We start from the raw sequence: 23,447 nt of genomic DNA, 5'->3' as shown, positions 1-23,447 counted from the left end.
GGTCGAGACTTATCTCATGCGCCGCTTGCGTCCACGGGTTTGGCGGCCAGGGGGACGTGGGCGCGCGCGACGTCCGGGCCGCCCTCGCCCCGCGGCGCGGCCGCGTCGAACGCGTCGAGCAGCGACCGCGCGCTGCCGGCGCGGCGCGCCGGATCGCGGTCGAGCTCGCGGGCGAGCGCGCGGCGCTGCCCGGGCGAGAGCGCGTCGGCGGCCGCGAGCGCGTCGAGGCAGAGGCCCGACTCGCTGATCTCGACGAGCACCGCGGCCTGGTCGCGCGCGCGCGTGAGCGGCGCGCCGGTGGCGAACGCGACGAGGGTCGCCGCCAGCGCATACACGTCGCCGGCCGGCGTCGGCGGCGACTCGCCGCGCGCGATCTCGGGCGCGACGAACGGGGCCGTGCCCCTGTCGGCTGTCTCGAGCTCCGGCTCCATCCCGCGGAACCGCGCGGCGCCGAGGTCGACGAGGCCGATGTCGCCGAGCGGGCCGAGCAGCACGTGATCGGGGCCGATGTCGCCGTGGGCGAAGCGGATCGGGCCCCCGGCGTCCTCGAGCTCCTGGAGCTCGGCGAGGGTCTCGATCGCGGTCCTGACGACGTGGACGACGAGCGAGGCGGGCGGCGGGCGGCCTCGGACGCGCCAGCCGTCGCGCACGTCACGGAGCGACGCGCCCTCGCGCCGGGTCTCGAGGAGGAAGGGGCCGTGGCGGTCGGCGCCGACGCGCGCGAGCGCGGGCAGGGCGGGGTGCCGGGCCAGCGCGAGCGCCTTGGCCTCGCGGACCATGGCGGCGCGCCCGGCGTGCGCGTGGAGGGCGCCGGGGGCGAGGCGCTTGCAGACAAGCGTGGAATCCCGCGTGGCGCCGTGCGTGGGACGCCGCGGCGCGTCGCGGAGCCGGACCAGCGCCACGTCGAAGGTGGCGCCCGCGCCGAGGTGCTCGATCAGCTCGGTGCCCTCGGGAGCGGGGTAGGGCACGGCCTAGCCGTCCCCGCGCTGCGCGGGGGCCAGCTCCTCGCACGCGCGGAGCCATTGCAGCGCCTCCTGGGCGCCGTCGCCGCCCCGCATCGCGAGCGTCCACCGCGCGTCGCGCCAGCGCGCCACGAACTCGGCCCAGGGCGCCGGCGCGTCGCTGCGCCCCGACAGGGCGGCGATCCTGTCATCGATGCGCTGGAGCGGGAACACAGGCTTGCCGAGCCCGAACCGCGCTTGCGTCCAGTGGACCACGCCGATGAAGAAGCCATACCGGCAGCGGCGAGTCGCCTCGTTCACGCCCACGACGGGGGACTTCCAGTCGAGGTGGATGTCGTCGAGCTCCGGCAGCCGTGGCTCGAGCTTGCCCACGCAGATGTGCACCGCCTCCTCGTCGGGCCTGTGCACCTCGCGCCAGCTGTCCGCGTCGAGCGGCTCGCCGCCCCGGAGGAGCGACGCGATGCTCCCCGGCAGCGCGCCGAAGAGCGCGCCCCGCTGGTGCTCGATCCCCCCGAGGATCGTGTCGCGCGCCATGCGGCGGCCGCCCGCTCCCGCGAGCCGGTCGTCGAGGCGCTCGCGCATCGCGGCCGGCTCTGCGTAGACCACCTTGAATCCGGCGCTCCCACCGAACCACACGTTGCGAAGATACATGATCTGCCTCGACAGCCCGAGCGCAGGGTCGATGTCACGGAGGCGCTCGAAGATGCGCACAACCACGTTGAGGCACGTCGGCCCGAGCCGGGTGAGCGCCTCGCCGAGATCGCGCGGCGCGGGGGCGCCCCAGAACGCGTTGTCCAGGTTGAGCTCCGCCCCGGGGCCCCCCGCGAGCCGGTCGGCGAGGCTCCTCTCGAGCGCCTCGCGGAGCGTGCCATCGAGCCCGGCCAGGTGCGGGCCCGCTCCGGCGTCGGCTGAACCGGTCATGCGGACATCCTATCACGGCCGCCCGCGCGGCCATCGCGCCGCCGCGCCCGCGTGAGCGCCGCGCCGCGCGATCGAGCTGCCGGCGAGCCGCGCGCTCGCCTCGCCCGCGCCTGCGCTGCGGCCGCCTGTGGGATGGCGGCGCACCTGCACGGGACGGCGGCGGGGGCCAACTTTTCCTCGTCTCGTGCGGCATATCACTGCGTTTGGCGCGAACGTGATAGAAGTCTTGAGAACGGCATGGATCCCAAGATTCTGGAGATGCTCTTCATCGCTGTGAGCAACGGCGTCGCCCTGTTCATCGGCGCTTACCTGGCGCGCAGATCGTCAGAGCTCAGCGAGGAGCGCCGGGCCGAGCACGAGCAGCGCACCGAGGCCCAGAGACAGCGGCGAGAGGCGCTCCTCGAGCGCCTGACGCTCCAGCGGTGCGCGCTCGACGAGTACGGGCGGATGGTCGTCCGGTGGTCCACGGTGCCGCCGTCCGGGGCGCAGCGGACGAAGGAGGACGACCTCGCGGCGGACCAGGAGTCGCTCGCGATGTACGCGCAGATGGCCAACGCGTTCGGGAGTCGCCAGTTCGCCGAGCAGGTGGCCGCGACGCTGCACGCCGTGCGCGCCGGCCGGGGGAACGTGCAGGTGTTCCCGTTCTCCGTGCAGATCGCCTCTGCCTGTTACCAGGAGATGATCCGGGCGATCTCCGAGCTGGAGAAGGAGATCGGCCTCCCGGCGCCGCGGTCGCCCGCGCGGCCGTTCCTCCCGGACGAGGAGCTCGCGAAAGAGGCGACTCGGCTGTTCTCCAGGAACGCCGTGGAGCGCTCCGGCATCGACCTCGGCATGGTCGATCAGATCCTGGAGCGCGTCCGGGTGAACCAGTCGGCCGAGGAGACGGACAGCCCCCGGTAGTCGGCGCTCCCCCGGGCCGCGCGACGAGCAGGGTCTCGTCGGGCCTACCGTCGTTGTGAGCCAGGTGCGAGCTCGGGTGATGGCGCGCCAGGGCTCACTGGGCCCATCCCAGCCGGATGAGCGCATAGAAGATCAGGAGCCGGGGCACCCGGAACAGCACCAGGGTGAAGAAGTAGCGCGGCGGGATGCGGTACAGCCCCGACAGATAACAGAGCATCGAGAAGGGGACCGGCGAGACGCTCCCGATCGCGATGGCCCAGTATCCATATCGCTCGAACAGGCGATCGATCCTGGGCCGCGTCCGCTCGAGGCGCGCCGCGAAGAGGCGGAAACGCGTGAGGTGATTGGCGAGGCGGTAACCCGTGTAGCCGGCGAGGAGCGAGGCCACGGAGATCACGACCATGGGAGCGACCTGCGACCCTCCCGACGAGATCGCCGTCAGCATGTAGAACTGCGGCGGGATGGGGAACGAGAACGCGTCGGCGAGGTAGGTGCCGACGAACATCCCGGCGAGGCCGAAGCGCTGCACGAACCCGCGGCCGAGCGCGTCGAGCTGGTCGCGCGCGAGGTGCGCCGCGAGCGCGATCAGCCCGAAGAGCGCGCCCAGGCTGAGCACGAGCTGGACCAGCGTGCGCCACAGGTCGCTCCGGCCGCCGCCCGATCGCGCCTCGCCCTGTTGCGGCGGCGGCCGCGGCTCGGGTCGAGGCTGCGGCTCGGGCTGCGGCGTCAGACCGCCTCCTGCCGGCGGCGCTGCAGCCGCTCGATGATCCGCCTGCTGCGGAGGGTGCTCTGGAAGATCCGCGTCGCCTTCTCGAGGGCGTCGAGGAGCTTTTGCGCCGCGCCGTGCTTGTCGACGCAGGCGAACGGCCGGTGCTCGTTGATGACAGCGAACGAGTCCTTCTCGTCCTGAGCTGCCGAGTAGAAGATCACCGGCACTTCCGGCTGCACCTTGCGGATCTGGTCGCACACCCAGAAGCCGTCCTGCCCCGACATCCGCACATCGATGATCACGGCGCAGGTGTCCTCGGTGAAGGCGGCGACCCCGTCCAGGGCCGAGGCGCACACGACGACGCGGTACCGCTCCGAGAGCAGGGCCCCGAGCGGCTGCCACGCGCTCCTGTCCTCATCGACGACGAGCACGAGCGGAAGCCGCGTCGACTCGGGCCACCCGCGATCCGGCCACCGGGCTGGATCGGCCTCGAGCAGGGTATCGGGTTCCTTGGCGGGCATTCGTTCTCAAGCTCGGCGGGCGCGTCAGGAACGCCCATGACGCAATGTACCACGCCCGGCGCATCGGGCCAGCGCGGCGGCGCGGCGGCGACGTCGCTCCGGAGCGCGGGGCGCCCGACGACGCGCGCGCGCGTCGCAGGGCGCCCCGCCGCGGCGTCGCGCGCGGTGCCCACGAATTTCGTTTATGCTCGGCTCGAGGGCGCGGCCTCATGGTGAGGCTTGCAGGCCTGATGCAGGGCGCTGGTACCGTTTCCGGTCCCGCGCTCGTCCTCTCGTGTGCTGACCCGGGTGCTGCCGGCCGGCGTCGGGTCGCTCGCGCGGGAGAGTCGCCGTTCCACAACCGAGGTGAGCTGCCCATGAAGAACGCAGAACTCCGATCGATGTCCCTCGTCCTCGCCGCCGCGCTCGGCCTCCTGGCCGCTGCTGTCGCGGGGTGCAAGGACGAAGAGGACTTGCACGCGTGCAGCGAGCTCTGCAAGCACCGCATCCTCTGCGCGGAGGAGAACGACGCTCCGCCCCCGAGCCAGACGAGCTGTGAGACCGCGTGCCTCGGCCTCGAGGGAGAGGGCCTCGTGGAGCGAACCGAGGAGTGCGTGGCGCTCGCGTCCTGCGACTACGTGGCGTGCGCGGACCGCTGAGCCCGGGGAGCGCGCGGGCGTGCGCGGGAGGCGGGGCGCGCGCCGCCTCCCGGCCGGAGCGGCGCCGCGATCAGGGCTCCGCGTCGCACTCGGGCGCGTCGCGGAGCGGGCCCGAGGCGCGCGGTCCGTCGAAGTGCAAGAGCTCGAGATCGACGAGATCGAGGGTCTTGAACGTGAGGTCGAGCGGGCCGACCGACACGCCGGCTTCCGCCTCGGCATAGGCGCGCACGCCGCCGTCGACCCGCGCGTCGTACGAGCAGTAGGGGGGCGCTGTCTCCGCCGTGACGCGCGCGTACGCCTGGACTCCGACGTTCGGGCCGAGGACGCCGTAGAGGCGCGCGCGGAGCTCCGCGCCGGCGCTCACCTTGCCGGACGCGGTGATCGCGCCGGGCGCCCCGACGGACGCCGTCCCGGAGGCCGAGCACGAGGGCTCCCAGATCGTGCTCCACGTCTCGTCTCTGTAGTCGACCCCGGCCTCGAGCTCGGCGGTCGTCTGCGCCTCGGCCTCGATCTCGGCGGCCGTGAAGGACAGCGCCAGATCGGCCGTCGCGGTCGGCACGACGTTCGTCGTGACGACCACGGGCACCGGACCCACCCAGAACGTCAGCGTGGGCAGCGGCAGGCTCGGGACGCCGCCGGCGAGCTCGAGCAGATCGACAGCGCAGCTGCCCGTGACCGTGCCGGCGCCGTGGAGCTTGGCGCTCACGTCGAGCCTGCCGGACGCGACGAAGCGGAGCTGCTTCAGCTCCGGCACCGGGTTCATCTTGCCCCTCGGGCCGACGTGGACCTCGAAATCGAGCACCGGAGAGAGCTCGGCTGTGACGTCGAGGACCGCCGCCCCGTGCGCGGTGACCCCGCACGACGCGGGGAGGGAGGCCGAGGAGAGCTCGAGGAGCTTCAGCGACGCGCCGGACGAGATCTTCAGGGCCTCTGCCTGGCTCGCGATCTGGTCGCCGTCCTCCTCGCCGAGCTCGCGGGCGCGCGCGAGGTGCTCGTCGAGGGCGCGCGCGTACTCGCGGGCGTCGTAGTGGACGTGGAAGTGCCCCTCGGTGATGAACTCCGTGAGGTCGGCGGGCGTCGTCTCGAGCGCGACCCGGGTCGCGTCGAGCGCGCGGACGCGCACGACCCGGGCGAGGTAGCCGTCCCCCGCCGTGCCGCCGAGCACATCGCCCGCGGCGAACGGCGGCAGGGTGCCGTCATGGGTGATGACGAGCTCGTGGTCCCTGAGCTCCGCGGCGACGAAGCCCGGCTCCTTCTCGGGCACGCGGGCGCGCTCGGACAGCTTGAGCGGACGGACGACATCGACGTCGCCGGGGGCCGGCAACTCGGCATGATCCGCGGCGTCGCTCGAGTCGACGACGCATGAAGCGAGGCCCGGCGCGCCGAGCGCGAGGAGGGCAGCAGGCAGGAGGCGCGCGGCCAGCGTGCGGCCCCCAGGGAGAGTGGTTTTCATGCGCGGGGACGCTACGCAGGTCGTGTGGCGAACTGGTTACGGAGAAGAGACTTGCTGTCTCCGGGCGATGGGAGAGCGGCTCACCGCGATGGATGGATATCCAGGGAATCGATGTCTCGGGGGCGCGCGAAGCGCGCTTATTGAATCGAGCGTTCGCCATGCCGTGCGGGCGCGCTCAAGGACGGACAGGTTGCCTCGGCCCAGCGCCCGGGCCGGGATCGGCGTCGCGCCTGGAGGGGCGTCGGTCCGGGGGGGGGGGATGTTCCGAGCTCGTGGATGGAGCTCATGGAGGAGAGCCGAGCGCCGAGGCGGCGTCACTCCCGACGCGCAGGGCGCGCGAGGTCGCGGCGCGGTCCTCGAGTCGACCGGGGGCTCGACGTGCGGCGCACCTCGGGCCATCGCACGTCAGGCGGTCGCTCGCGGACGGCCGTCGCCGGTGGCGACGCGCAGGGCGCGCTCGAGCCCCCGCAGCCGTCGTGCCCGGGTGCAGCGCTCGGGGCGCGATGAGCCGAGAGGCCGACCTCGGTGGCCTACAGCTTCGTCATCGCGCGGCCCATCGTCCGTGCCGCCCGCTGCTGGGCGGCATCGGGCCTGTTCTACATGGGGTGAGTAACGGGAATCGAACCCGCGACAACTGGAGCCACAATCCAGTGCTCTACCAACTGAGCTATACCCACCGTTCTTCGCGGCCCGAGGGCTGCGAAGGCCTGGCAGAATACTCAGCTCCGCGCGGAGTGCAATCGGGTACCGCACCGACACGTCACTGTTTTTTCAAACCCGCCCCCCGGGGAGGCCCCGGCGCCCGGCGTCGCTCCCGGCGCGGGCCGCGGCCGCCGGCCCTCGGCCCCATCGTCCCGCACGGCCCCGCCCCGCCCTCGGCCGTCCGGCCCGTACCCGGGCGGGCGCGCCCTCCGGCCGGCCGCTCAGAGCGTCGCCCACCGGCGCATCGCGACCCGGCGGGCCCGGTCCAGATCCGCCCGGTGGCGCGTCGAGATCGGCGCGCGCTGCGCCGCCGGCGGCGCCGATTGCCCCGGCTGCCCGGGCGCGCCCGCCAGCTCCTCGGCCGGCTCGCGGCCGGATGCAGCGAGCAGCGCCGCCGTCAGCGAGCCCTCGAGCGCGGCAAGGTCGTAGCCGCCCTCCAGGAAGAGGGCGAGCCGCCCCCGCGCCTTCGCTGTCGCCATCGCCGCGAGCCGGCGGCCCATCGCCGCGTAGGCCCCGCGCGACAGCTTCATCCCCGCCATCGGATCGCGCTCGTGCGCGTCGAACCCCGCCGAGACAAGGATCAGCTCGGGCGCGTACTCGTCGAGCAGCGGAAGGACGATCTCGTCGAACGCCGCCTCGTAGACGGCGTCCGTCGCGCCGTCGGACAGCGGCACGTTCACCGTGTAGCCCGCGCCCTCGCCGGCGCCGATCTCCTCGGCGGAGCCGGTGCCCGGGTAGAACGGCCACTGGTGCAGCGAGCAGAACAGCACCCGCGGGTCGTCCCAGAAGACGTCCTGCGTGCCGTTGCCGTGGTGCACGTCGAAGTCGATCACCGCCACCCGCGAGAGCCCGCTGTGGAGCGCGGCCCTCGCCGCGACGGCGACGTTGTTCAGGAGGCAGAAGCCCATGCCGGCCTCGCGCGTGGCGTGGTGGCCGGGCGGGCGCAGCAGCGCGACCCCGAGCTGACCGGGGCCCGCGAGCACCGCCTCGACCAGCGCCACCGCGGCGCCGGCGCCCCGCCTCGCCGCGTCGACCGAGCGCGGGACGACGTAGGTGTCGGGGTCAAGCGCCGCGTAGTGGCCGCTGATCCGGCCGAGCGACTCCAGGTACCGCGGGGCGTGGACCCGGGCGAGCTCGTCCTCGGTGGCGTCGCGCGACGTGACGCGCTCCAGCGAGAGGCCGGACGCGGCGCAGCGCTCGATCGCGCGGCGGGCGGCCTCGAGGCGCTCCGGGCGTTCGGGGTGCGCGCCGCGCGCGCGGTGTTGTTCGAACAGCGCGTCGTCGACGACGTGGAGGCGCGGGGCCTCGGAGTGCGGCTGATTCAAGTGCACCATGAGCTGGGTGGAGAGTTGTAGCAGCGCCGCAGCGGATGGTAGCTTGCCCTGAGCCCTGGAAAGAAGGAGTGGAGACGCAGGATGCGCGGAAAGATCATCGCAGTCTTCGCCGTGATTGTCCTCATGGTCGGAGGGCTCGCGTACGCCCTCGCGCGCGCCTCCCTCGGGCAGATCGCGAGCCCGGGCGAGGCGCCCCGCGCGCTCGCGGCCGCGATGGCGCAGCTCCAGGTGGACGGCCTCGTGCTGGAGCGGTGGCTCGCCTCCCACGCGAGCGACCCGAAGCTGCGCGAGCCGTTCAACGCCGGCACCGCCCCGGCCCGCGCCGAGGCGGCCACCAGCGCCGCCAACGCCATCCGGGAGGCGGTCGCCGCCTCGCCCGAGCTGGCGAGGACCCCGCCGTCCCTCGTCGTCCTCGTCGACACGAAGGGCGTGGTGCTCGGGCGGAACGCCTCCGCGCTCATGCGCGGGGACAACATCGGCGCCGTCTACCCGTCGCTGAAGCGCGCCATCGAGCAGGGCGTGACCGGCTCGGACGTGTGGGTGAGCCGGGCGCGCAACGAGCAGCTCCTCGCGTCGTACGCGCCCATCCGCAACGACGACGGGCAGATCATCGGCGCCGTCGCGGTGGGCACCGCGCTGAACGACGAGCGGCTGACCAACGCGAGCGAGCGCACGAGCGGGCGCCTGCTCGTCGTCGCGATGCAGTCGGGCGAAGGGCTCGACGTGGTGGCGAAGTCGCGCGACGCCCCGCCGCAGCTCGTCGCGGCGCTCACCGCGTCGCCGGCGAAGGACGGCGCGCTGCACGCGCTGAGCTCCGGGCGGATGGTCGACATCGGCGGGCTGTCCGGCGAGTACAGCGCCGTCGGGCACGCGCTCGACGGCTACGGCGACGGGCGGCGGGCGGTGCTCCTCAGCATCGCGCAGCTCAGGACGCCGGGGCTCGCGAGCTCCCTGCTGTGGCCGATGCTCGGCGTCACGGCGCTCGGGCTCGTGCTCGTCGTGATCGCCGCCTATTTCCTCGACGCGTACATCTCGCAGCCGGTCTCGGAGATCGAGGACGGCCTGCTGGCGATCATGAACGGCCGGACCGACCTCCGGTTCGGGATCGAGCACGCCGAGCTCGGCGGGCTCGTGTTCCGGCTGAACTCGCTCCTGAACCAGCTCCTCGGCGTGCAGGAGGACGAGACCGACGCCGAGGGGCGCCCGTCGCGCGCCCCGACGTCGGCGTCGTTCCGGGACGCCCTCGAGGTCGACGAGCGGATGGCCGCGCTGTCCGCCGACGAGATCCCCGCCGACGCCAAGGCGCTGCTCGAGGAGCCGGAGGACGCCTACAACGCGCGCATCTTCGCCGAGTACATCGCCGCGAAGAGGTCGCTCGGCGACCCGGTGGACCACATCACCCGCGACGCGTTCGTCGCGCGCCTCAAGGCGAGCGAGCAGGAGCTCGGGCAGAAGCACGGCAAGCCGATGCGCTACAAGGTCGAGGTGCGCGGCAAGGAGATCGTGCTCCTCGCCGTGCCGCTCGCCTGACGCGCGCGGCGCGCGAGCCACGACCACGCGAGGCCGGCGCCGCGCCGCCGCTGCCGCTCAGTGCAGCACGGCGTCCGGGCCCTCGTGCAGCTCGACGCGCCCCGACGAGGGCTCGCGGCGGAGCGCGATCACGTCGGAGAGCTCGCAGCCGAGCGCGATCGCCGGCGACGACGTCGTGACGATCCACTGCACGTTGGGCAGCGCCGCGCGGAGGCGGGCGGGGAGCGAGCGCTGCCGGTGCGCCGGCTGCTGCGCATCGATGTCGTCGATCAGCACCACCCCCTCGGCGAGGCGCGGATCGCCGCTCGGGTGCGCCGACGCGAGCGCGCGGAGCGCCAGCGCGCCGAACGCGATGGCGTGGCGCGCGCTCCGCCCGAGGTCGTCGAAGTCGACGCGCTGGCCGTCCGCGCGCTCGAAGATCGGCTCGAGCCGGAGCGGGTCGACGCCCACGTACCGCGCGCCGTGGCCCTCGAGCAGCGCCGCGAGCACCTCCCTCAGCGCGCGATCGAGCGCGTCGAGCCGCGCTGCCTGCGCGTGCGGCTCGGCGTGCGATCGCGCCGCGTCCGGCCTGTCCGCCGAGCGGCCGCGCGCGAGCGCGGCGGCGACGGGGAGGAACGAGAGCACCTGCTTCGTCTCGCGGGCGAGGTCGGTGCGCGTCGCGTCGTCGAAGCTCGCGGCAGCGCGCACGTCGTAGCGGAGGACGCTGCGCTCGGGCGTCGTCAGCATGACCGAGGTGCGCGAGAACCAGCGCGCGCCCGAGAGCGCGACGAGGACGAAGCCCCCCTCCGCCGCGCGCCGCTCGAACAGCGACTGCTCCCGCCGCCGCAGGAGCGCCGTGTCCTCGGGCTCGTCGAGGCGCGCGTTCGGGCTCGCGACGCGCAGCGGGTGCGCGCGCGCGGGATCGTCCGTCCCGAGCCACCAGTCGGTGACCACGAGCGGGGTCGCGCCGTCGTCGGCGCGCGGCCTCTGCTGTGCGATCGCGTACCCGGGACGCGTCGACGCGATCGCGGACAGGATCGAGGTCTTGCCGACCCCGTCGCCGCCGAAGAGGACCACGAGCCGGCGCGGCGCGCCGGCGGCGTCCTCGAAGGACAGCGAGAGGTCATCGAAGGGGCCGACGTGGGCGAGGCGGACGCGGGAGAGGAGCACCGCCCGCGAAGCTATCACCGCGCAGCGCGCGTGGATCCACGCCGGCGCTGGCAGCCGACGCCGCGCGCCGCGCGCGGCCGCGCGCCGGGGGGCTGCGGCTGCGTCTGCCGCTCGGGCTGCACCGGCGCGCCTCCGACGCGCCGTGGCATGCGTCGCGGGCGCGCCTCCGCCCGCGCATCCGGTGGCGCGCGGGGGCGCGGCGGCCTAGATTCGTGGTCCGGGGTCGTCACCGTGCTGCGCAAGCTGCCTCCGCCGGATTTCCGCTACGTGTGCCTCCACCCGGAGCCCGGCTCGACCGGCGCGCTCGCCGCGGCGGGGACCGCGGGGCTCGCGGGCGTCTCCGCGGCCATCTGGAGCGCCGGGAGCCAGACGCTCTCGCTGGGGCTCATGGCGATGGGGAGCGCGCTCGGCGTCCTCGCGCTGGTCCGCGCCGACCATCGCCTCCAGGCCCAGCGCGGCGCGCGCGAGGTGACGATGGCCGTCGTCCCCTGGGGCATCGTCGTCGACCCGGACACGGCGCCGCGCGTGCTCCGGTGGCCGGCCGTGAAGCGGGTGAGCGTGGACGTCTCCCACACGATGCGCGGCGGCACGCCCGCCATCGTGTCGAGCCTCGTGACCGTGCACACAGCGCGCGACGTGCTCGCCGGCCGCGCCGCGGGCGCCGTCGACCTGGAGCGGCTCCTCGCCAACCTCGAGGGCTACGCGCAGGAGGCGGCGCGGCCCGTCGCGGCCGACATCGAGGGGCAGGCGGCGCTCGGCGACGGCGTGACCGAGCCGATCGCCGCGGCCCTGCTGCAGGCGGCGGACGGCGTGTGCGCGACCCGCCGCGGCTCGGCGCAGCGCGCGCTGCCCGGGGGCGGCTACCGCACCGCGGCGGCGCGCGCGGCGGCGCCCGAGACGATCGCGGCGCTGCGCTCGGCGCTCTCGTGGAGCTACGACTGCCCCGCCGATCCGCGGCCGCTGGCGGCCATCCTCGCGGGCGAGCTCGGGGCGGCGGAGCTCGTGCCCGAGCTGCTGCGGCTCGCGAGCTCGCCGCACCCGGTGGCCGCCGCCTTCGGCAAGGCCGCCGCGCTCCGCCTCGGCGCGCCGCCGAACCGCGCCGGCTCGCTCGACGAGGTCGCGGCCTTCCTGTTCGAGGAGGACGTCGAGATCGGCAAGCGGTGGATCGCGTCGGGCCCGACACTTTGTTTGCGACCTGGCGCTGAAGCTTGCTAGCTAGAGGGGTCGGCAGCGCGAGCGCTGCGGCGCGAGCGGCCTGCGCGCGGAGGCCGCCGTCCCGCGGCCCTCTGTCCTCACGGCGCGCTGCCGGCGGGTCGTCCACCGCGCCGGGTCGGCTATGAAACGGGCTCCGTCGCCACCGAAGCCGTCGTCACGGGGAGCGCGCCGCCGGCTCGCCGCCGCGTGTGTCCTGGGCTTCTCGCTCGCCGCGTGCGCGGAGCACCACGCGGCCGGCCCGCCGCCGTCGCAGAGCACCGCGCGCGCGGCGCCGCCGGCCGTGCCGTCCGCCGTGAGCGGGGCCGCCGCGGCCGTCGCGGCCGTCGCGTCGCCGGTGATGGACGGCGCGTGGATCGAGGCGGTGCGCCTCGAGCGCTGGGCCGAGGCGGCGGAGCGGATCGACGCGCTGCCCGCGGAGCAGCGGGCGCTGCCCGCGGTGAAGTTCGCGCGGGCGCGCGTCGCGTTCGAGCTCGGCGACCACGGCAAGGCGGTCGAGCTGCTCGACGGCCTCGAGCAGGCGCTGCCGCTGCTCGCCCGCGAGGTGGCGCGCTACCGCGCCGAGGCGGCGTTCGAGGTGGGCCCGTTCCTCGAGGCGGCGGCGTACTTCGAGCGCGCGGGCGGCGCGACCGGCCTCGCGCGCGCGGCGGTCGCCGCCATGAAGGGCGGCGACCTCGCGCAGGCCCGCGCGCTCGCGGACCAGGCCGTCGTCGCGGCGCAGCGCGCGCGAAAATCGCGCGACGAGGCGGCGGCGCGGCTCGCGCGGGCGCGCGTCCTGCTCGCCGCGCGCGACGCGGCCGAGCGGTCTGGGGACAAGGGCCCCGCGAAGGCCGCCGCGGCGGAGCTCGCGCTCGCGGACCTCCGGTGGATCGTGAAGAGCGCGCCGAAGTCGGCGGACGGGCGCGAGGCCGCGGCGCTCCTCGCCGCGGTGCCGGGGCCGCTCTCGCCCGAGGAGCGGCTCCAGAAGGCCGACGCCATGGTCGCCGCCGGCAGCGCGTCCCAGGCGATCGCCGAGCTCGACAAGATCTCGGGCGTGTCCGCGGCGGAGCTCCACCACCGCCGCGCCACGGCGCTCTACCAGGCGCGCGACTACGAGGGCGCGGCCGCGGCGTTCCTCAAGGTCGCGGCGTCGCCGTCGGCGCGCCAGGCCGAGCAGCTCCACCTCGCGGCGCGCTCGCTGTCGCGGCTCCGGCGCGAGGGCGAGGCGATCGAGCGGCACCTCGCTGTCGCGCGCAGGTTCCGCAAGACCCGGTGGGGGGAGCTCTCGAGCCTGCTCTCGGCGCGGCTGCTCATGCAGGTCGGTCGCTACGCCGAGGCCGTCGCGCAGTACGGCCGGTTCCTCTCGGCCTACCCGCGGAGCGAGCGGCGCCGCGACGCGACCTACGAGCGCGCGCTCGCGATGCTGTCGACGAGCAACGCCGCGCGGGCGCGGCAGCCGCTCGAGCAGCTCGCGCGCGACGCGCGCGCGGCCGACGCGGCGAAGCTGCGCGAGCTCGCGGGGCTCGCGGCCCTGCGCGGCGGCGATCGCGACGGCGCGGTGCGGCTCTGGACGCAGGTGATGCGGGAGCAGCCGCTCTCGTGGGGCGCGCTGCTCGCGCGGTCGCGCCTCGCGGCGGTGGGCGCGCCGACGCCGCCGCTGCTCGTCCCGGCGTCGCTCGCGGACGCGCCGCCCGTGGAGGTGAAGCTGCCGCCGGCCGCGGCGCTGCTCGCGTCGATGGGGCTCGATCGCGACGCGGAGGCGCACCTCGCCGAGAACGAGCGCGCGGCGACAGCGCCGTACGCGGGCCAGGAGAGCGAGGCGCTCTGCAGGATGTACGGCATGCTCTCGCCCGCGAAGCGCCGCTACCGGGTGGGCACGCAGGCGATCTCCGCCGCGGCGCTCCAGCGCGCGCCCTCGCAGGCCGATCGCTGGACGTGGGAGTGCGTCTATCCGGAGCCGTACGTCGGCGAGGTGCGCGCGCTCGAGGCGCAGCACGGGCTGCCGCGGGGCCTCGTCCACGCGCTGATGCGCCAGGAGAGCGCGTTCGATCCCGTCGTGGTGAGCCCCGCGAGCGCCGTCGGCCTGATGCAGCTCATGCCGGCGACGGCCAGGAAAGCCGCGAGCGAGCTCTCGCTCGGCTTCGAGCTCGATCAGCTCAAGAGCGCGCCGATCAACCTGCGCCTCGGCGGCTTCTACATCGGCAAGCTGCTGCGCACGTTCGAGGGCAGCCTGCCGCTCGCGACAGCGGCGTACAACGCGGGCCCGACGGCCGTGTCGCACTGGCTCGAGGGCAAAATCGACCGGGACACCGACGTGTGGGTGGCGCGGATCCCCTACGACGAGACGCGCACCTATGTGGGTCGCGTCCTCTCGAACCTCGCGCGGTACCAGTGGCTGGACGGCGGCGACGCGGCCGTGGAGATGCTCCCGCTCACGCTCCCGGCGGACGCGCGCGCGCCGGCGGACGCGTACTGAGGGACGGGACCCAGGTACGCGCACCCTGGGCGGCCGCCGCCGTACAGCGTGTGACTTCCCGCTGCGCTGAAATTGCGCTGTGTGCTTGAACTTGCGGGCGGGCGCTTTCACCGTGATGGGGTGGCAGGAACCGCTGGAAGTGACGGCGTGTTCAAGCGCTGCGGGGTTCTCATCCAGCCCTATGCAGACGCCCGCTTCGTCAGCCGTCTGCTCACCTCGGCGCTGGCCTGGCTGTTCGTCCTCTTCGCCGTCGCCTCGCTCGTGGAGCCGCTGGCGGGCCGGCTCGCGATCGCGCTCCTCATGCCGCTCCTGCTGCTCGGGTCGCTGCTCGTGCTGCTCTGCGTGGCGTGCATGCTCTACGCGCCGCTCGCGTGGCTCTGGGCGGCGCTCGGCTCGTCCGGCGCGTCGGTCGTCCGGGTGAGCAACGCGCTGTGGATCGAGCGCCCCGGCGATCGGAGCGCGTTCCCGCTCCTCTCGCTCACGAGCGCGCGGCTCTCGAGCTGCGGCGGCGAGGTCGCCCTGAAGACGGACGACGGCGATGTCATCCGCGTGCGCGTCGAGGACGCGGCCGACGCGGAGCGGCTGCTCGGCGTGATCGCCGCCGGCCGGGAGCAGGGCACGTGGAGCGTCCGGCTCCATGACGACGTCGCGCCGCCGCTCCGGCGGCGGCTGTTCGTCGGGGTCGCGGCGCTCGTGTCGCTGATCTGCTGGTCGGTGCTCGATCCGGACGTGGCGCTCTCGCTCGGCGTGGTCACGGGCGCCTCGGCGTGGGCGCTCGCCGTGCTGCTCCGGGAGGGCGCCGCGCCCCGCGTGCTGGTGGCCGGCAGCGACGGGCTCTCGCTGCGCGACGACGCGGGCGAGCGCTTCATCCCCTACGCCTGCATCGAGCGGATCGACGAGACGGCGCTCGGGGTCGAGCTCGCGCTCGCGGGGGGCGACGAGGTCGCGCTCACGATCGTGCCGCCGCAGCTCCTGCGCGATCCCAGCGAGACGGGGCTCAGCATGGTGCTCGCCGAGCGGCGCCGCGAGCACCTGCTCGCGCTGCTCCGCGAGCGGACCGGGCGCGGCGCCCCCGAGGCGAGGCGCGCGGGCGCGCTCCTCGAGCGCCGCGGCCTGGCGGCGCCCGCGTGGCGCGCGGCGCTGCGCCGCCTGGTGGACGAGGCCGGCGCCGACTACCGCACGGCGAAGCTCACCCGGGAGCAGGCGTACGCGGTGCTCGAAGACGGCGGCGCGCCGGCCGAGCTCCGCATCGGCGCCGCGCTCGCGCTCTCGTCGTCGCGCGACGACCACACGGTGGAGCGGCTGCGGATCGCGGCCGAGGGGTGCGCGAGCCGGGACGTGCGCCTCGCGATCGAGCAGGCGGCCGAGGGCGAGGTCGACGACTGGACGCTGGAGCGGGCGCTCTCGTCCTCGGGGACGGTCGCTCACGCGCTGCGGTCCACGGCGCCGGCGGCGTAGCGGGCCGCCCTGCCGCGCGGCGGCGGGTTGATTTCTTCTCGCGTTACGGCCTTCCTGTTCTCGGTACTCTCTCACGAGGACGCGCGGCCCGCCTGGTCTGTCCAGCCGGGCCGCCGCGGGCGCCTGCTGCGCCCGCGATCGCCGAGGTAGCCCCCGATGGAAGGCCCGCTCCAGGATCCTTACGCTTCGGTCGCCGTTCACGCGCCGCGCCCCGCCGCGCGCGTGGGCCGCGCCGCGCGGATCGCGCTGCTCGTCGCCGCGATCGTCGCGTCGGTCGGGTTCGGCGCGCTCGTGGTGGCGCCGCGCCTCCGCGCTCCCGCGCCGGAGAGCGGGGTGGCCGTGCGGCCGTCTCCTGCGCTCGTCATCGCGATCCGCGACCTGGCGCGGCTCGAGACGACGGAGGTGCACGTCGAGAAGGTCGTGGATCTGACCGACCGCCAGAGCCGCCTGTTCGGCCTGGTGCAGGCGACGGACGCGCTCCTGCTCGTCGCGGTCGGCCACGTCACCATCGGCGTCGATCTCGCGCGGCTCGGCGACGACGACATCGCGATGGATCCGGAGACCGGCGTCGCGCGGATCACGCTGCCGGCGCCGGAGGTCTTCTCGACGCGGCTCGACGAGGAAGGGACGTACGTCTACACGCGGTCGACGAGCCTGCTCGCGCGGCGCAACGAGCAGCTCGAGTCGCGGGCCCGCAAGGAGGCGACGGCGGCGATCGAGAAGGCCGCGCTCGAGGGGGACGTGATGGCGCGCGCGAGGGCGCAGGCCGAGCGGCAGCTCACGGCGCTCGCGACCCAGCTCGGCGCGAAGCGGGTGGACATCCGCTGGCGCGACGTGGGCGTCGGCGGGGACTGACCCGGCGGTCATCTGATCAGGGAGGGGACGTGTCCGGCGTCTCGCCGCGCGAGGCGGCGCGTCGGGCTGGCGTCACTTACGGCGCGCCGTACCGCCACGCCCAGGACAAGGCCGAGCAGCTCGCCGCGGCGGCGGGGGAGGGGGTTCGATGCAGCGCGGTAGCCCCCGGTGGAGCGCCCGCGTCAAGGCGTCGAGCGGGGCTGGCGCGACGTCGATGTCGTGGAGCCGAGGGCGCGCGCTAGCGCTGGGCGGCTACCAGCAGGAACATCGGCCGCTCGCGCTCCTCCGCGAGCTCCGGCCGGGCGGCGAGCAGCGCTTCGGTCGGGCCCCATTCCTCCACGTGCGCGATGGCGAAGCCCGCGCGGAGCAGCGCGTTGAGCGTTGCGCCTATCGTGCGGTGCTGCTTCACCACGCCCTCGGCCAGCCAGTCTGTCGTGCGCGGGCCTTCCGCCAGATAGCTGTCGACGGGCCAGGTCTTGCGACCGTCCGCCTCGATGCGCCAGCCGGGGCGGCTCGGCGCCGTGTAGATCGGATGCTCGACCGAGAAGACCAGGCGCCCTCCCGGCCTCAGGGCGCGGCGCACCGTCGAGAGCAGGCCGTCGAGGTCCTCGATGTAGTGGAGGGCGAGGGAGCTGTAGGCAAGGTCGAACGCCGCATCCGGCAGGTCCAGGCGCTCCAGGTCCTCCCGCGCGTAGGCGATCGCCTCGTCCGCGGTCTCTGACCTGGCCCGCTGCAGCATGCGCTCGGATACGTCGAGGCCGAGCACATGGGCCGCTCCGTTCTCTCGCGCCCACCGGCAGAACCAGCCGAAGCCGCAACCGAGGTCGACAACGCGCAGGCCCGTCAGGTCGGGGAGGAGGGCCTGCAGGGCGGGCCACTCCGGCGCGCCGGGGAGGCCCTCGACGGAGCGGCGGAGCTGGGAGTAGGCCTCGAAGAACCCGGGATCGTCGTAGATGTTCTGGGGCACGGGAGCAGGCCTCCGTGAACGACCCATATAGCCGCATCGAGCCTTGCTGTCGCCAGGTTTCGAGTCACGCGATGCTGATGTGGCAGCGACAGCGCTTCTTTATACGTCGGTGGCCTCCGATCCGAGGTAGGACGGCAGCCCGACTTCCCATCATGTAAGTACACTTGCGACCCGGATGCTGCTTCTCGCGCCCCTGAACAAGGGAATGATGGCCGAGCCCGACGCCGACCGGTTCAAAGGTTGGCCTGCCCTGCTCGATCGCCAGCAGCTCAAGGATGTTATCGGCGCGGGATCCCTCGCTGCGCTCGAGGAGAAGCACCCGCGGCTCAACCGCTCGCGGCGCGGGTGGAGGCGTGTTTCCAGGCCCTCGAGAACGCGCTGCAGGTGGTCGTGATCGCTCTCGAGAGGGGGGACGACGCGCAGGTCATCTTCGAGACGCTGAGCGCCCATCGAACACTGGACCCTGGCAGACGGGACGGCGGGGATGACCTCCGAGGAGCTCGTCAGTAGCGATGCGACCGATCCGCGGGCCGTCTCGACCCGCCGCAGAGGCGCCGCGATTCACACCCTCGGGAACCTGACCATCCTCACGCAGGCGCTGAACTCGACAGTCTCGAACAGCGCCTGGAAGGTCAAGAAACCGGAACTCCTGGTCTCTTCGTTGCTGCCGATCAACCATGCAGCTGCATGGGTTCGCCACCCGGGACGGGTCGAGCATCGAGGTGCGCGGCAGGGAGCTGTTCGATATGGCGCTGAAGCTGTGGCCGGGGCCCACGGCGGCGTAGCGTTCATCGGACAGCCGTGGCAGGCTGCCGTCGAAATAGAGCGGGTCCGCTTGGTGCTCCCATCGGCTCGACGCGGGCGCGTGTGGCTGACCGGGGGGAGTGTGGATCACACCTCCACGCTCGATATCTCCGGAGGCCTCTCAGCGCGTGCTTTCGCGCGGTCGCCGGCCCTTCGTCGAAGGCGCCTCAGGCATGGACGCGGCCGGCGGCGCAGCGAGGCCGGCGGCCTCCTGAGCGAGCGCTCCAGGGCGGGTACCGATCTGGTCGACGACAGCGGCGAGCGCGGCTTGCACCGCGACGTCGGCTTCGTGGAGCCTGTCGAGACGGCGCGCCCATGTCGAGGAGGAAACGCCCGGCGGTCGTTGCGGGATCGGCTCCCGCGGGTCTGGCCCAGCGCCGAGCGCGGCCCGTGCCCTCGTTCGCCGTGCGAGCGCCCGCTCGAGGACGCGCTCTTCGGGACGCTGCCGTGTCGCAGGGTAGACGAGCCTGGCGCAGCGACGGCAGCGCAGGCCCGGCGCTGCGAGGTAGAGCACGGCCGCCCGCGCGGAGCATCCGGGACAGCGCGCCCAGAGCCGGAGGCCGCCCGAGGCCACACGGGTGGTCTCGAGCGGCAGGGTGATCGTCCCGGCCAGCACGAGGCACGCGCCGGCGATGTCGATCTCGACATCGGTGTCGACCTCGCCGCGTCGGGCGGCGCTGGCAAGGGCAGCGATGTTGATAGAGGCCATCTCAGCGGTCGTGCGCGTTGGCACGCCGGCAGCGTAGCAGGATTTGAGGCCAGCACGCGGCGGCGATTGTCAGGGTTCCACGCGGGACCTCGTGCCGATACGTCCTGCCCGCATGCACGCACCGCAGGAGTCCAGTCGACTCTCCAGGTCATCAAGGCCGGCGCGTGCTTACCTACGCGATGACCTTTTCGTGCGGGATCCAGGGGCCGTCCGCTGCCTTCGCGAGCGCGTCACGCTCCTCGTCGGTGATCGTATCGCTCTCGACCACGGGCGCGAAGGAACGCCCGCCGGACGGGATCGCCCTCGAGGAGAGCGGCCTGGCGGACGGCGGCTGTGGTGCTGGCTCGTCGAGGGCTCATGGGCAGGGCCACGACGGGACGCCTGTTGGATCGACGGCGCCAGGGCTGGAAAACGCAGGCCGCAGCGCGGAATGGACCCCCTCAGCGTAGCGCGTTCTCCCGCTCCCAGCGCTCCTGCGCCGCGATCCCGTCGTCCGCGGCGCGGACACCCGAGACGAAGAGCGCCGCGTCCGCAGGGTCGTCCAGGTCGAGGCCAAACCGGAGCATCCGGGCGCGGTCGCGCGGCGGGACGGAGCGGAGGATCTCGGCGGCGGAACGGACGCGGCGGTAGGACGTCATATTACGAGCATACCAGACGTTGCGGGCTGACATCGTGGACGAGAAGTAGATCAAGGGGCCGCTCGTCACCACCCAGCCGCCGGGGCCATGAAGACCGTCGTCGGCTGCCCGTCTTCGGGGGGCAACAGCGGAATCATTACGGGGACGGAGGGGCTTCCGCTTCGAGAACTGCCCGCGGGTCGGCGCAGAGCCATGCAAGGGGGCCGCGCGCCGGCGGTGCTCGGTGAGGCGGGCCTCGTGCCGGTCTGTACGCCGGCGGGCCGCCGCAGGCGTGAGCGAGGCAGCAGATCGCGGTAGAGGAGAGCCGCCACGCGCCGCAGGCCGACGGGATCGCCCTTCCGCAACGACGCTGACCGGCTCAGGGCGCTGCGCGATGTGATCGAGGCGATCGAGGTCGTCTGCAGAGGCGGTGCACAAGCGAAGGTAGCTCCCGGCGGCGGCTCGGTACCGGAGCAGGTCACCGTCCAGCAGTTCGGCGAGCTCTGGAGCCCGGGCGAGCTCGCGCGCATTTACCCCGACCAGGTCAAGCCGAAGCGCTGCGTGGAGCAAGACGTCCACCGCCTCGACCGCCACGTCGACCCGAGCGCAGGTCGTGCCCCCGTCCCCGTCGCGTCCTTCACGCTCGACGACGCCGAGCGCGTCATGCTCGCGCTGCCGTCGATGTCGCCTGCGTCGCGCCGTCACATCGCGCAGCTCCTGCACCGCAGGATGGCGATGGCCGTCTTCCCCTGGCGTCTCCTCGCGACGAACCCGCTCCCCCGCGGCTTCCTCCCGAAGCTCGGCCCCGCGAAGGCGAAGGCGTGCCTCTACCCTGACGAGTACGCGCGCCTGCCGGCCTGCACGGCGATCCCGCTGTGCTGGCGCGTGCTCTGGGGCTACCTGCACGAGTGGGCCCGCGCATCAGCGAGGCGGCGCGCCTGCAGGTCCAGGATGTCGATCTCGACAGCGGGGTGCTGCGCCTCGAGAAGAATGAGACGAACGACCCCGGCGTCCGGGCGCTCTCCCCCGGCGTCGCTCCAGCGCTGCGCGCCTGGCTCGCGCTTCGCAGCAACCCGGCTCCCTCCGCGCCGCTCTTCGTGAACGAGGACGGCGACCGCTTCAGCGTCGAGCATGCCGCCGAGCGCTTCGGCGCCCACCTCCAGCTCGCCGGCATCGACCGCCCGGAGCTCTTCGAGGACTCCGACGAGCGCCAGCAGGTGCGGACCCACGACGCGCGCTCGACCATCATCACCGTCGCCCTCGCGAACGGGCGCAGCGAGACCTGGATCGACGACCGGGCCGGGCGCCGGAGCTCTGTCAGGCGCCAGAGGTATCGCCGGGCGGCCAGGACGTTTGCAGAACTGGGTCTTGGCGAGCTGGCTTCCCTCGCCGAGGGGATCCCCGAGCTCGGGGGCGGGGGGGGAACCACAGGGAGCGGCACAGAACAGGGTGCGGACGGCATGGCGATACCAAAAATCAAAGCAAATTCAATCACTTGGCCCCGTGGCGAAATGGCAGACGCGGTGGATTTAAAAGGCGGTCTGGGGCGGGGGGATGGGGGCGAAGTGGGGAAATTGCCGGGGAAATCGGAGGGGGGTGGCGACGGATCGACGCGGTTGGAGCGGGGGTGTGACGATTCAGAGGGGGCGCGTGGCGATTCGATCGGGGGGAGTGGGGCGGGGGGAGAGCGTTTCGGGGAAGGGACGTGGGCGAGGGCGGCGTCGGTGAGGGCGACGCTGCTTGTGCAGCTCGGGGATGGGTTGCGCGCGGCCATTGTGGCCGGCGATGTTGAGATGGCGCGCGTCGCGCATGAGGCGATCGGGCAGCTGCTGGGAGGGCCGACGCCTCCGCAGGACGAGGCCGCGGCCGAAGCGCTCGACCTCGACCGTGAGCGCGAGAGCGGGGACGGTGAAGCCGGCGCCGCTACGCGCGGCTTTTCGAGACGCCGAGCAGGCGCATGCATCCCTCAGCGTCCTCGTCGCGACGGTGCCACGTCGCGACGGTGCCACGGCTCGCGGTGGGCGTGGACACCTGCGAGACCTACTGCGCTGGCGACGTCGGCGGCTGAGCCGGTCACGCAATGAGCCGGCGGCGGTGCCGGCCATCCGCTACGGCGCGCGCGGCTCGCCGCCGTGTCCCGCCGCCGCCCCGGCGGGCTCGGTCGCCCACGTGAAGCCCATCTCCTCTGCCGCCGGACCGAGCGTGATGCGGATCGGCATGCCGCGCTCGCGAGCGACCTCCGTCGCGCGCGCCACGAGCGCGGCGGCGGCGTCCGGCGGATACGCGCCCGCGGCGGCGGAGCCCGCGAAGTGCACGGTCAGCATGAAATGCGTCGCCTCCACCTCGTCCTTTCCGAAGCACTCGACGAGCAAGCGCTCCACGGCTTCCATCGTGGTCACGTCGTCGTTCCAGAACACGACCTCGACCCTCTCTTCTGCGGGGCCGCCGTGCTCCGGGGAGCGGGGCGGATCGAGGCTCGCCCGGTCGAGATCGCGACACGCCCTCGTGAGCAACGCGGCGGCGAAGCAGCCCTCCCCCGCCGACTGCGCCGCGACCACCAGATCGATTGGCGACGGGGCCCGCCACGCCGCCGTCCTCGCCCTGGCGCGGTCCACGATCGCTGCCACCGCCGGTGAGAGCGCGATGTCGTCGATGTCCACCGGCGTCTCGCTTGGCCCCGGGAGGTGTTGATCCAGCTCGCGCCGCAAGGACGCGGCGTTCGCGCCGGCCGACTCGGCCAACGCTGCCACCCGGCGGTCGCAGAGTGCAGCGAGCACGACATGCTCCGGGAGCACGACCCGCTGCCCGCGCCGGATGGCGTCGGCGCCGGCCGTGTGCATGACCACGGTGGTATCCAGGCGAGCGCCGCGCGGAAGCGCGCGTGAGCGCCGCTTCCGCCGGCGGTGGCGGACGGCGAGACCGGTCGCCAAGACGAGGATTAAGAGCCCCACGAGGAGCGTGCGCATGCGGCTGCGCATCCTATGCCGAGAGCAGGGGCGCCTCCAGTGCGCGCCGTGGGGAGCGGAGGCCGCGAGCAGTCACACGGCCCGAGGTCGGCCGACTCGGCCGGGCACCGGAAGGCCGGATCTCCGGGCGGGTGCTGTGCGCCGGTCCGATGGCTGGACGACAGCCGGAGCACGCGGGAACACTGAACAGGCTCCCGAGACAGGTGGCGCTGCCTCTCTGATTCATGCACCTCAGCCGCGCATCAGGCTGTCTTACCCGTCAACGGAAGTAACCTCTCGACGAGGCACTCGTCGCCTGAACCGCCGTCAGCCCTATCCAGGCGCTCGTTCCCTGGGTGACGAGAACCTCACGGATCTTGCCAGTCGCGGCTGCGACGGCGTTCGCTCGATCGCGTACAGTTGCGGCCGTGTCCGCGTACGAAGCGAGGAAATACATGCCCGATGGAAGATGGTAGTGTTTGCCGTCCGCAGCAGGCACGGTCCTGCTGAATCCATCCGCCTCCATCGCGGCGTGCAGCGTGGTGTAGTCGTCCGGGGTAGCGGAGTGCAGCTCGATGCGAGTCATGAAATAGGCCATGTGTTCTT

At 73.7% G+C, this 23,447-nt stretch carries 19 protein-coding genes, 1 tRNA gene and 1 pseudogene; 9 read left to right on the top strand and 12 right to left on the bottom strand.

The window, feature by feature from the left end; translation table 11 throughout:
• Nucleotides 1-14 precede the first annotated feature (14 nt).
• Entirely contained in the window at nucleotides 15-968 is a 954-nt protein-coding gene (locus tag WMF42_RS31715) for a protein kinase domain-containing protein (RefSeq protein ID WP_437686529.1), read from the bottom strand.
• A gap of 3 nt (nucleotides 969-971) precedes the next feature.
• Nucleotides 972-1,883 carry a hypothetical protein gene (locus WMF42_RS31710; RefSeq protein WP_437686527.1) on the bottom strand — a complete coding sequence of 304 codons (912 nt, stop codon included), beginning with the start codon at nucleotides 1,881-1,883 and terminating at the stop codon, nucleotides 972-974.
• Nucleotides 1,884-2,120: 237 nt separating this feature from the next.
• Between WMF42_RS31710 and WMF42_RS31705 the strand changes: the two genes are divergently transcribed.
• Nucleotides 2,121-2,783, top strand: coding sequence for a hypothetical protein (locus WMF42_RS31705; RefSeq protein WP_061611522.1), 663 nt, complete (start codon nucleotides 2,121-2,123; stop codon nucleotides 2,781-2,783).
• Between the two features lie 94 nt (nucleotides 2,784-2,877).
• Here WMF42_RS31705 and WMF42_RS31700 read toward each other — a convergent pair whose 3' ends face one another.
• On the bottom strand, nucleotides 2,878-3,399 hold the full coding sequence (locus tag WMF42_RS31700) for a YqaA family protein (RefSeq protein ID WP_437686525.1): 522 nt from the start codon (nucleotides 3,397-3,399) through the stop codon (nucleotides 2,878-2,880).
• Nucleotides 3,400-3,509: 110 nt separating this feature from the next.
• Complete coding sequence (locus WMF42_RS31695) at nucleotides 3,510-4,013, bottom strand: response regulator (protein ID WP_061611521.1); 504 nt, start codon at nucleotides 4,011-4,013, stop codon at nucleotides 3,510-3,512.
• 356 nt (nucleotides 4,014-4,369) lie between these two features.
• On the opposite strand from WMF42_RS31695, the gene WMF42_RS31690 reads away from it, so the two are divergent.
• A complete protein-coding gene (locus WMF42_RS31690; RefSeq protein ID WP_437686523.1) occupies nucleotides 4,370-4,651 on the top strand; it encodes a hypothetical protein in 282 nt (93 codons plus the stop codon).
• 70 nt (nucleotides 4,652-4,721) lie between these two features.
• Here WMF42_RS31690 and WMF42_RS31685 read toward each other — a convergent pair whose 3' ends face one another.
• The 3 genes from WMF42_RS31685 to WMF42_RS31675 form a co-directional block, all read right to left on the bottom strand.
• Entirely contained in the window at nucleotides 4,722-6,104 is a 1,383-nt protein-coding gene (locus WMF42_RS31685) for a hypothetical protein (RefSeq protein WP_437686521.1), read from the bottom strand.
• A gap of 601 nt (nucleotides 6,105-6,705) precedes the next feature.
• Nucleotides 6,706-6,781 (bottom strand) — tRNA-His (locus WMF42_RS31680).
• A gap of 246 nt (nucleotides 6,782-7,027) precedes the next feature.
• Nucleotides 7,028-8,140: a histone deacetylase family protein gene (locus tag WMF42_RS31675; RefSeq protein WP_437686519.1), complete on the bottom strand. Its 1,113-nt coding sequence runs from the start codon at nucleotides 8,138-8,140 to the stop codon at nucleotides 7,028-7,030.
• A gap of 81 nt (nucleotides 8,141-8,221) precedes the next feature.
• Here WMF42_RS31675 and WMF42_RS31670 point away from each other — a divergent pair, with 81 nt between their 5' ends.
• Entirely contained in the window at nucleotides 8,222-9,670 is a 1,449-nt protein-coding gene (locus tag WMF42_RS31670) for an MXAN_5187 C-terminal domain-containing protein (RefSeq protein WP_061606584.1), read from the top strand.
• Between the two features lie 57 nt (nucleotides 9,671-9,727).
• Here the strand turns inward: WMF42_RS31670 and WMF42_RS31665 are convergent, their stop codons facing one another.
• Nucleotides 9,728-10,819 (bottom strand): hypothetical protein, encoded by a 1,092-nt coding sequence (locus tag WMF42_RS31665; RefSeq protein WP_437686517.1) that lies wholly within the window; start codon nucleotides 10,817-10,819, stop codon nucleotides 9,728-9,730.
• A gap of 231 nt (nucleotides 10,820-11,050) precedes the next feature.
• Here WMF42_RS31665 and WMF42_RS31660 point away from each other — a divergent pair, with 231 nt between their 5' ends.
• The 4 genes from WMF42_RS31660 to WMF42_RS31645 all read left to right on the top strand — a co-directional run bounded on the left by WMF42_RS31660 (nucleotide 11,051) and on the right by WMF42_RS31645 (nucleotide 16,799).
• Nucleotides 11,051-12,034 carry a hypothetical protein gene (locus WMF42_RS31660; RefSeq protein ID WP_437686515.1) on the top strand — a complete coding sequence of 328 codons (984 nt, stop codon included), beginning with the start codon at nucleotides 11,051-11,053 and terminating at the stop codon, nucleotides 12,032-12,034.
• A 121-nt stretch (nucleotides 12,035-12,155) separates the two neighbouring features.
• Complete coding sequence (locus WMF42_RS31655) at nucleotides 12,156-14,486, top strand: transglycosylase SLT domain-containing protein (protein WP_437686513.1); 2,331 nt, start codon at nucleotides 12,156-12,158, stop codon at nucleotides 14,484-14,486.
• 147 nt (nucleotides 14,487-14,633) lie between these two features.
• Entirely contained in the window at nucleotides 14,634-15,944 is a 1,311-nt protein-coding gene (locus WMF42_RS31650; protein ID WP_437686511.1) for a hypothetical protein, read from the top strand.
• Between the two features lie 156 nt (nucleotides 15,945-16,100).
• Nucleotides 16,101-16,799: a DUF4230 domain-containing protein gene (locus WMF42_RS31645; protein ID WP_437686509.1), complete on the top strand. Its 699-nt coding sequence runs from the start codon at nucleotides 16,101-16,103 to the stop codon at nucleotides 16,797-16,799.
• A gap of 238 nt (nucleotides 16,800-17,037) precedes the next feature.
• Here the strand turns inward: WMF42_RS31645 and WMF42_RS31640 are convergent, their stop codons facing one another.
• On the bottom strand, nucleotides 17,038-17,766 hold the full coding sequence (locus tag WMF42_RS31640; RefSeq protein ID WP_061608658.1) for a class I SAM-dependent methyltransferase: 729 nt from the start codon (nucleotides 17,764-17,766) through the stop codon (nucleotides 17,038-17,040).
• A gap of 484 nt (nucleotides 17,767-18,250) precedes the next feature.
• Here WMF42_RS31640 and WMF42_RS31635 point away from each other — a divergent pair.
• Nucleotides 18,251-18,418 (top strand): annotated as a pseudogene (locus tag WMF42_RS31635) (GmrSD restriction endonuclease domain-containing protein); the annotation flags it as partial.
• A 1,301-nt stretch (nucleotides 18,419-19,719) separates the two neighbouring features.
• Here the strand turns inward: WMF42_RS31635 and WMF42_RS31630 are convergent.
• Nucleotides 19,720-19,917 (bottom strand): hypothetical protein, encoded by a 198-nt coding sequence (locus WMF42_RS31630; RefSeq protein WP_061608661.1) that lies wholly within the window; start codon nucleotides 19,915-19,917, stop codon nucleotides 19,720-19,722.
• A gap of 887 nt (nucleotides 19,918-20,804) precedes the next feature.
• Between WMF42_RS31630 and WMF42_RS31625 the strand changes: the two genes are divergently transcribed.
• On the top strand, nucleotides 20,805-21,980 hold the full coding sequence (locus tag WMF42_RS31625; RefSeq protein ID WP_437686507.1) for a tyrosine-type recombinase/integrase: 1,176 nt from the start codon (nucleotides 20,805-20,807) through the stop codon (nucleotides 21,978-21,980).
• A gap of 24 nt (nucleotides 21,981-22,004) precedes the next feature.
• Here the strand turns inward: WMF42_RS31625 and WMF42_RS31620 are convergent, their stop codons facing one another.
• Nucleotides 22,005-22,862, bottom strand: coding sequence for an ATP-dependent Clp protease adaptor ClpS (locus WMF42_RS31620; RefSeq protein ID WP_437686505.1), 858 nt, complete (start codon nucleotides 22,860-22,862; stop codon nucleotides 22,005-22,007).
• A gap of 259 nt (nucleotides 22,863-23,121) precedes the next feature.
• Nucleotides 23,122-23,439: a type V toxin-antitoxin system endoribonuclease antitoxin GhoS gene (locus tag WMF42_RS31615; protein WP_437686503.1), complete on the bottom strand. Its 318-nt coding sequence runs from the start codon at nucleotides 23,437-23,439 to the stop codon at nucleotides 23,122-23,124.
• Nucleotides 23,440-23,447: the final 8 nt, after the last annotated feature.

This window comes from Sorangium sp. So ce176 (assembly GCF_051519835.1).
Taxonomy (GTDB): domain Bacteria; phylum Myxococcota_A; class Polyangia; order Polyangiales; family Polyangiaceae; genus Sorangium; species Sorangium cellulosum_G.
Note: the sequence above shows the minus strand (reverse complement) of the source record. Positions and strands in the feature narration are given on the sequence as shown.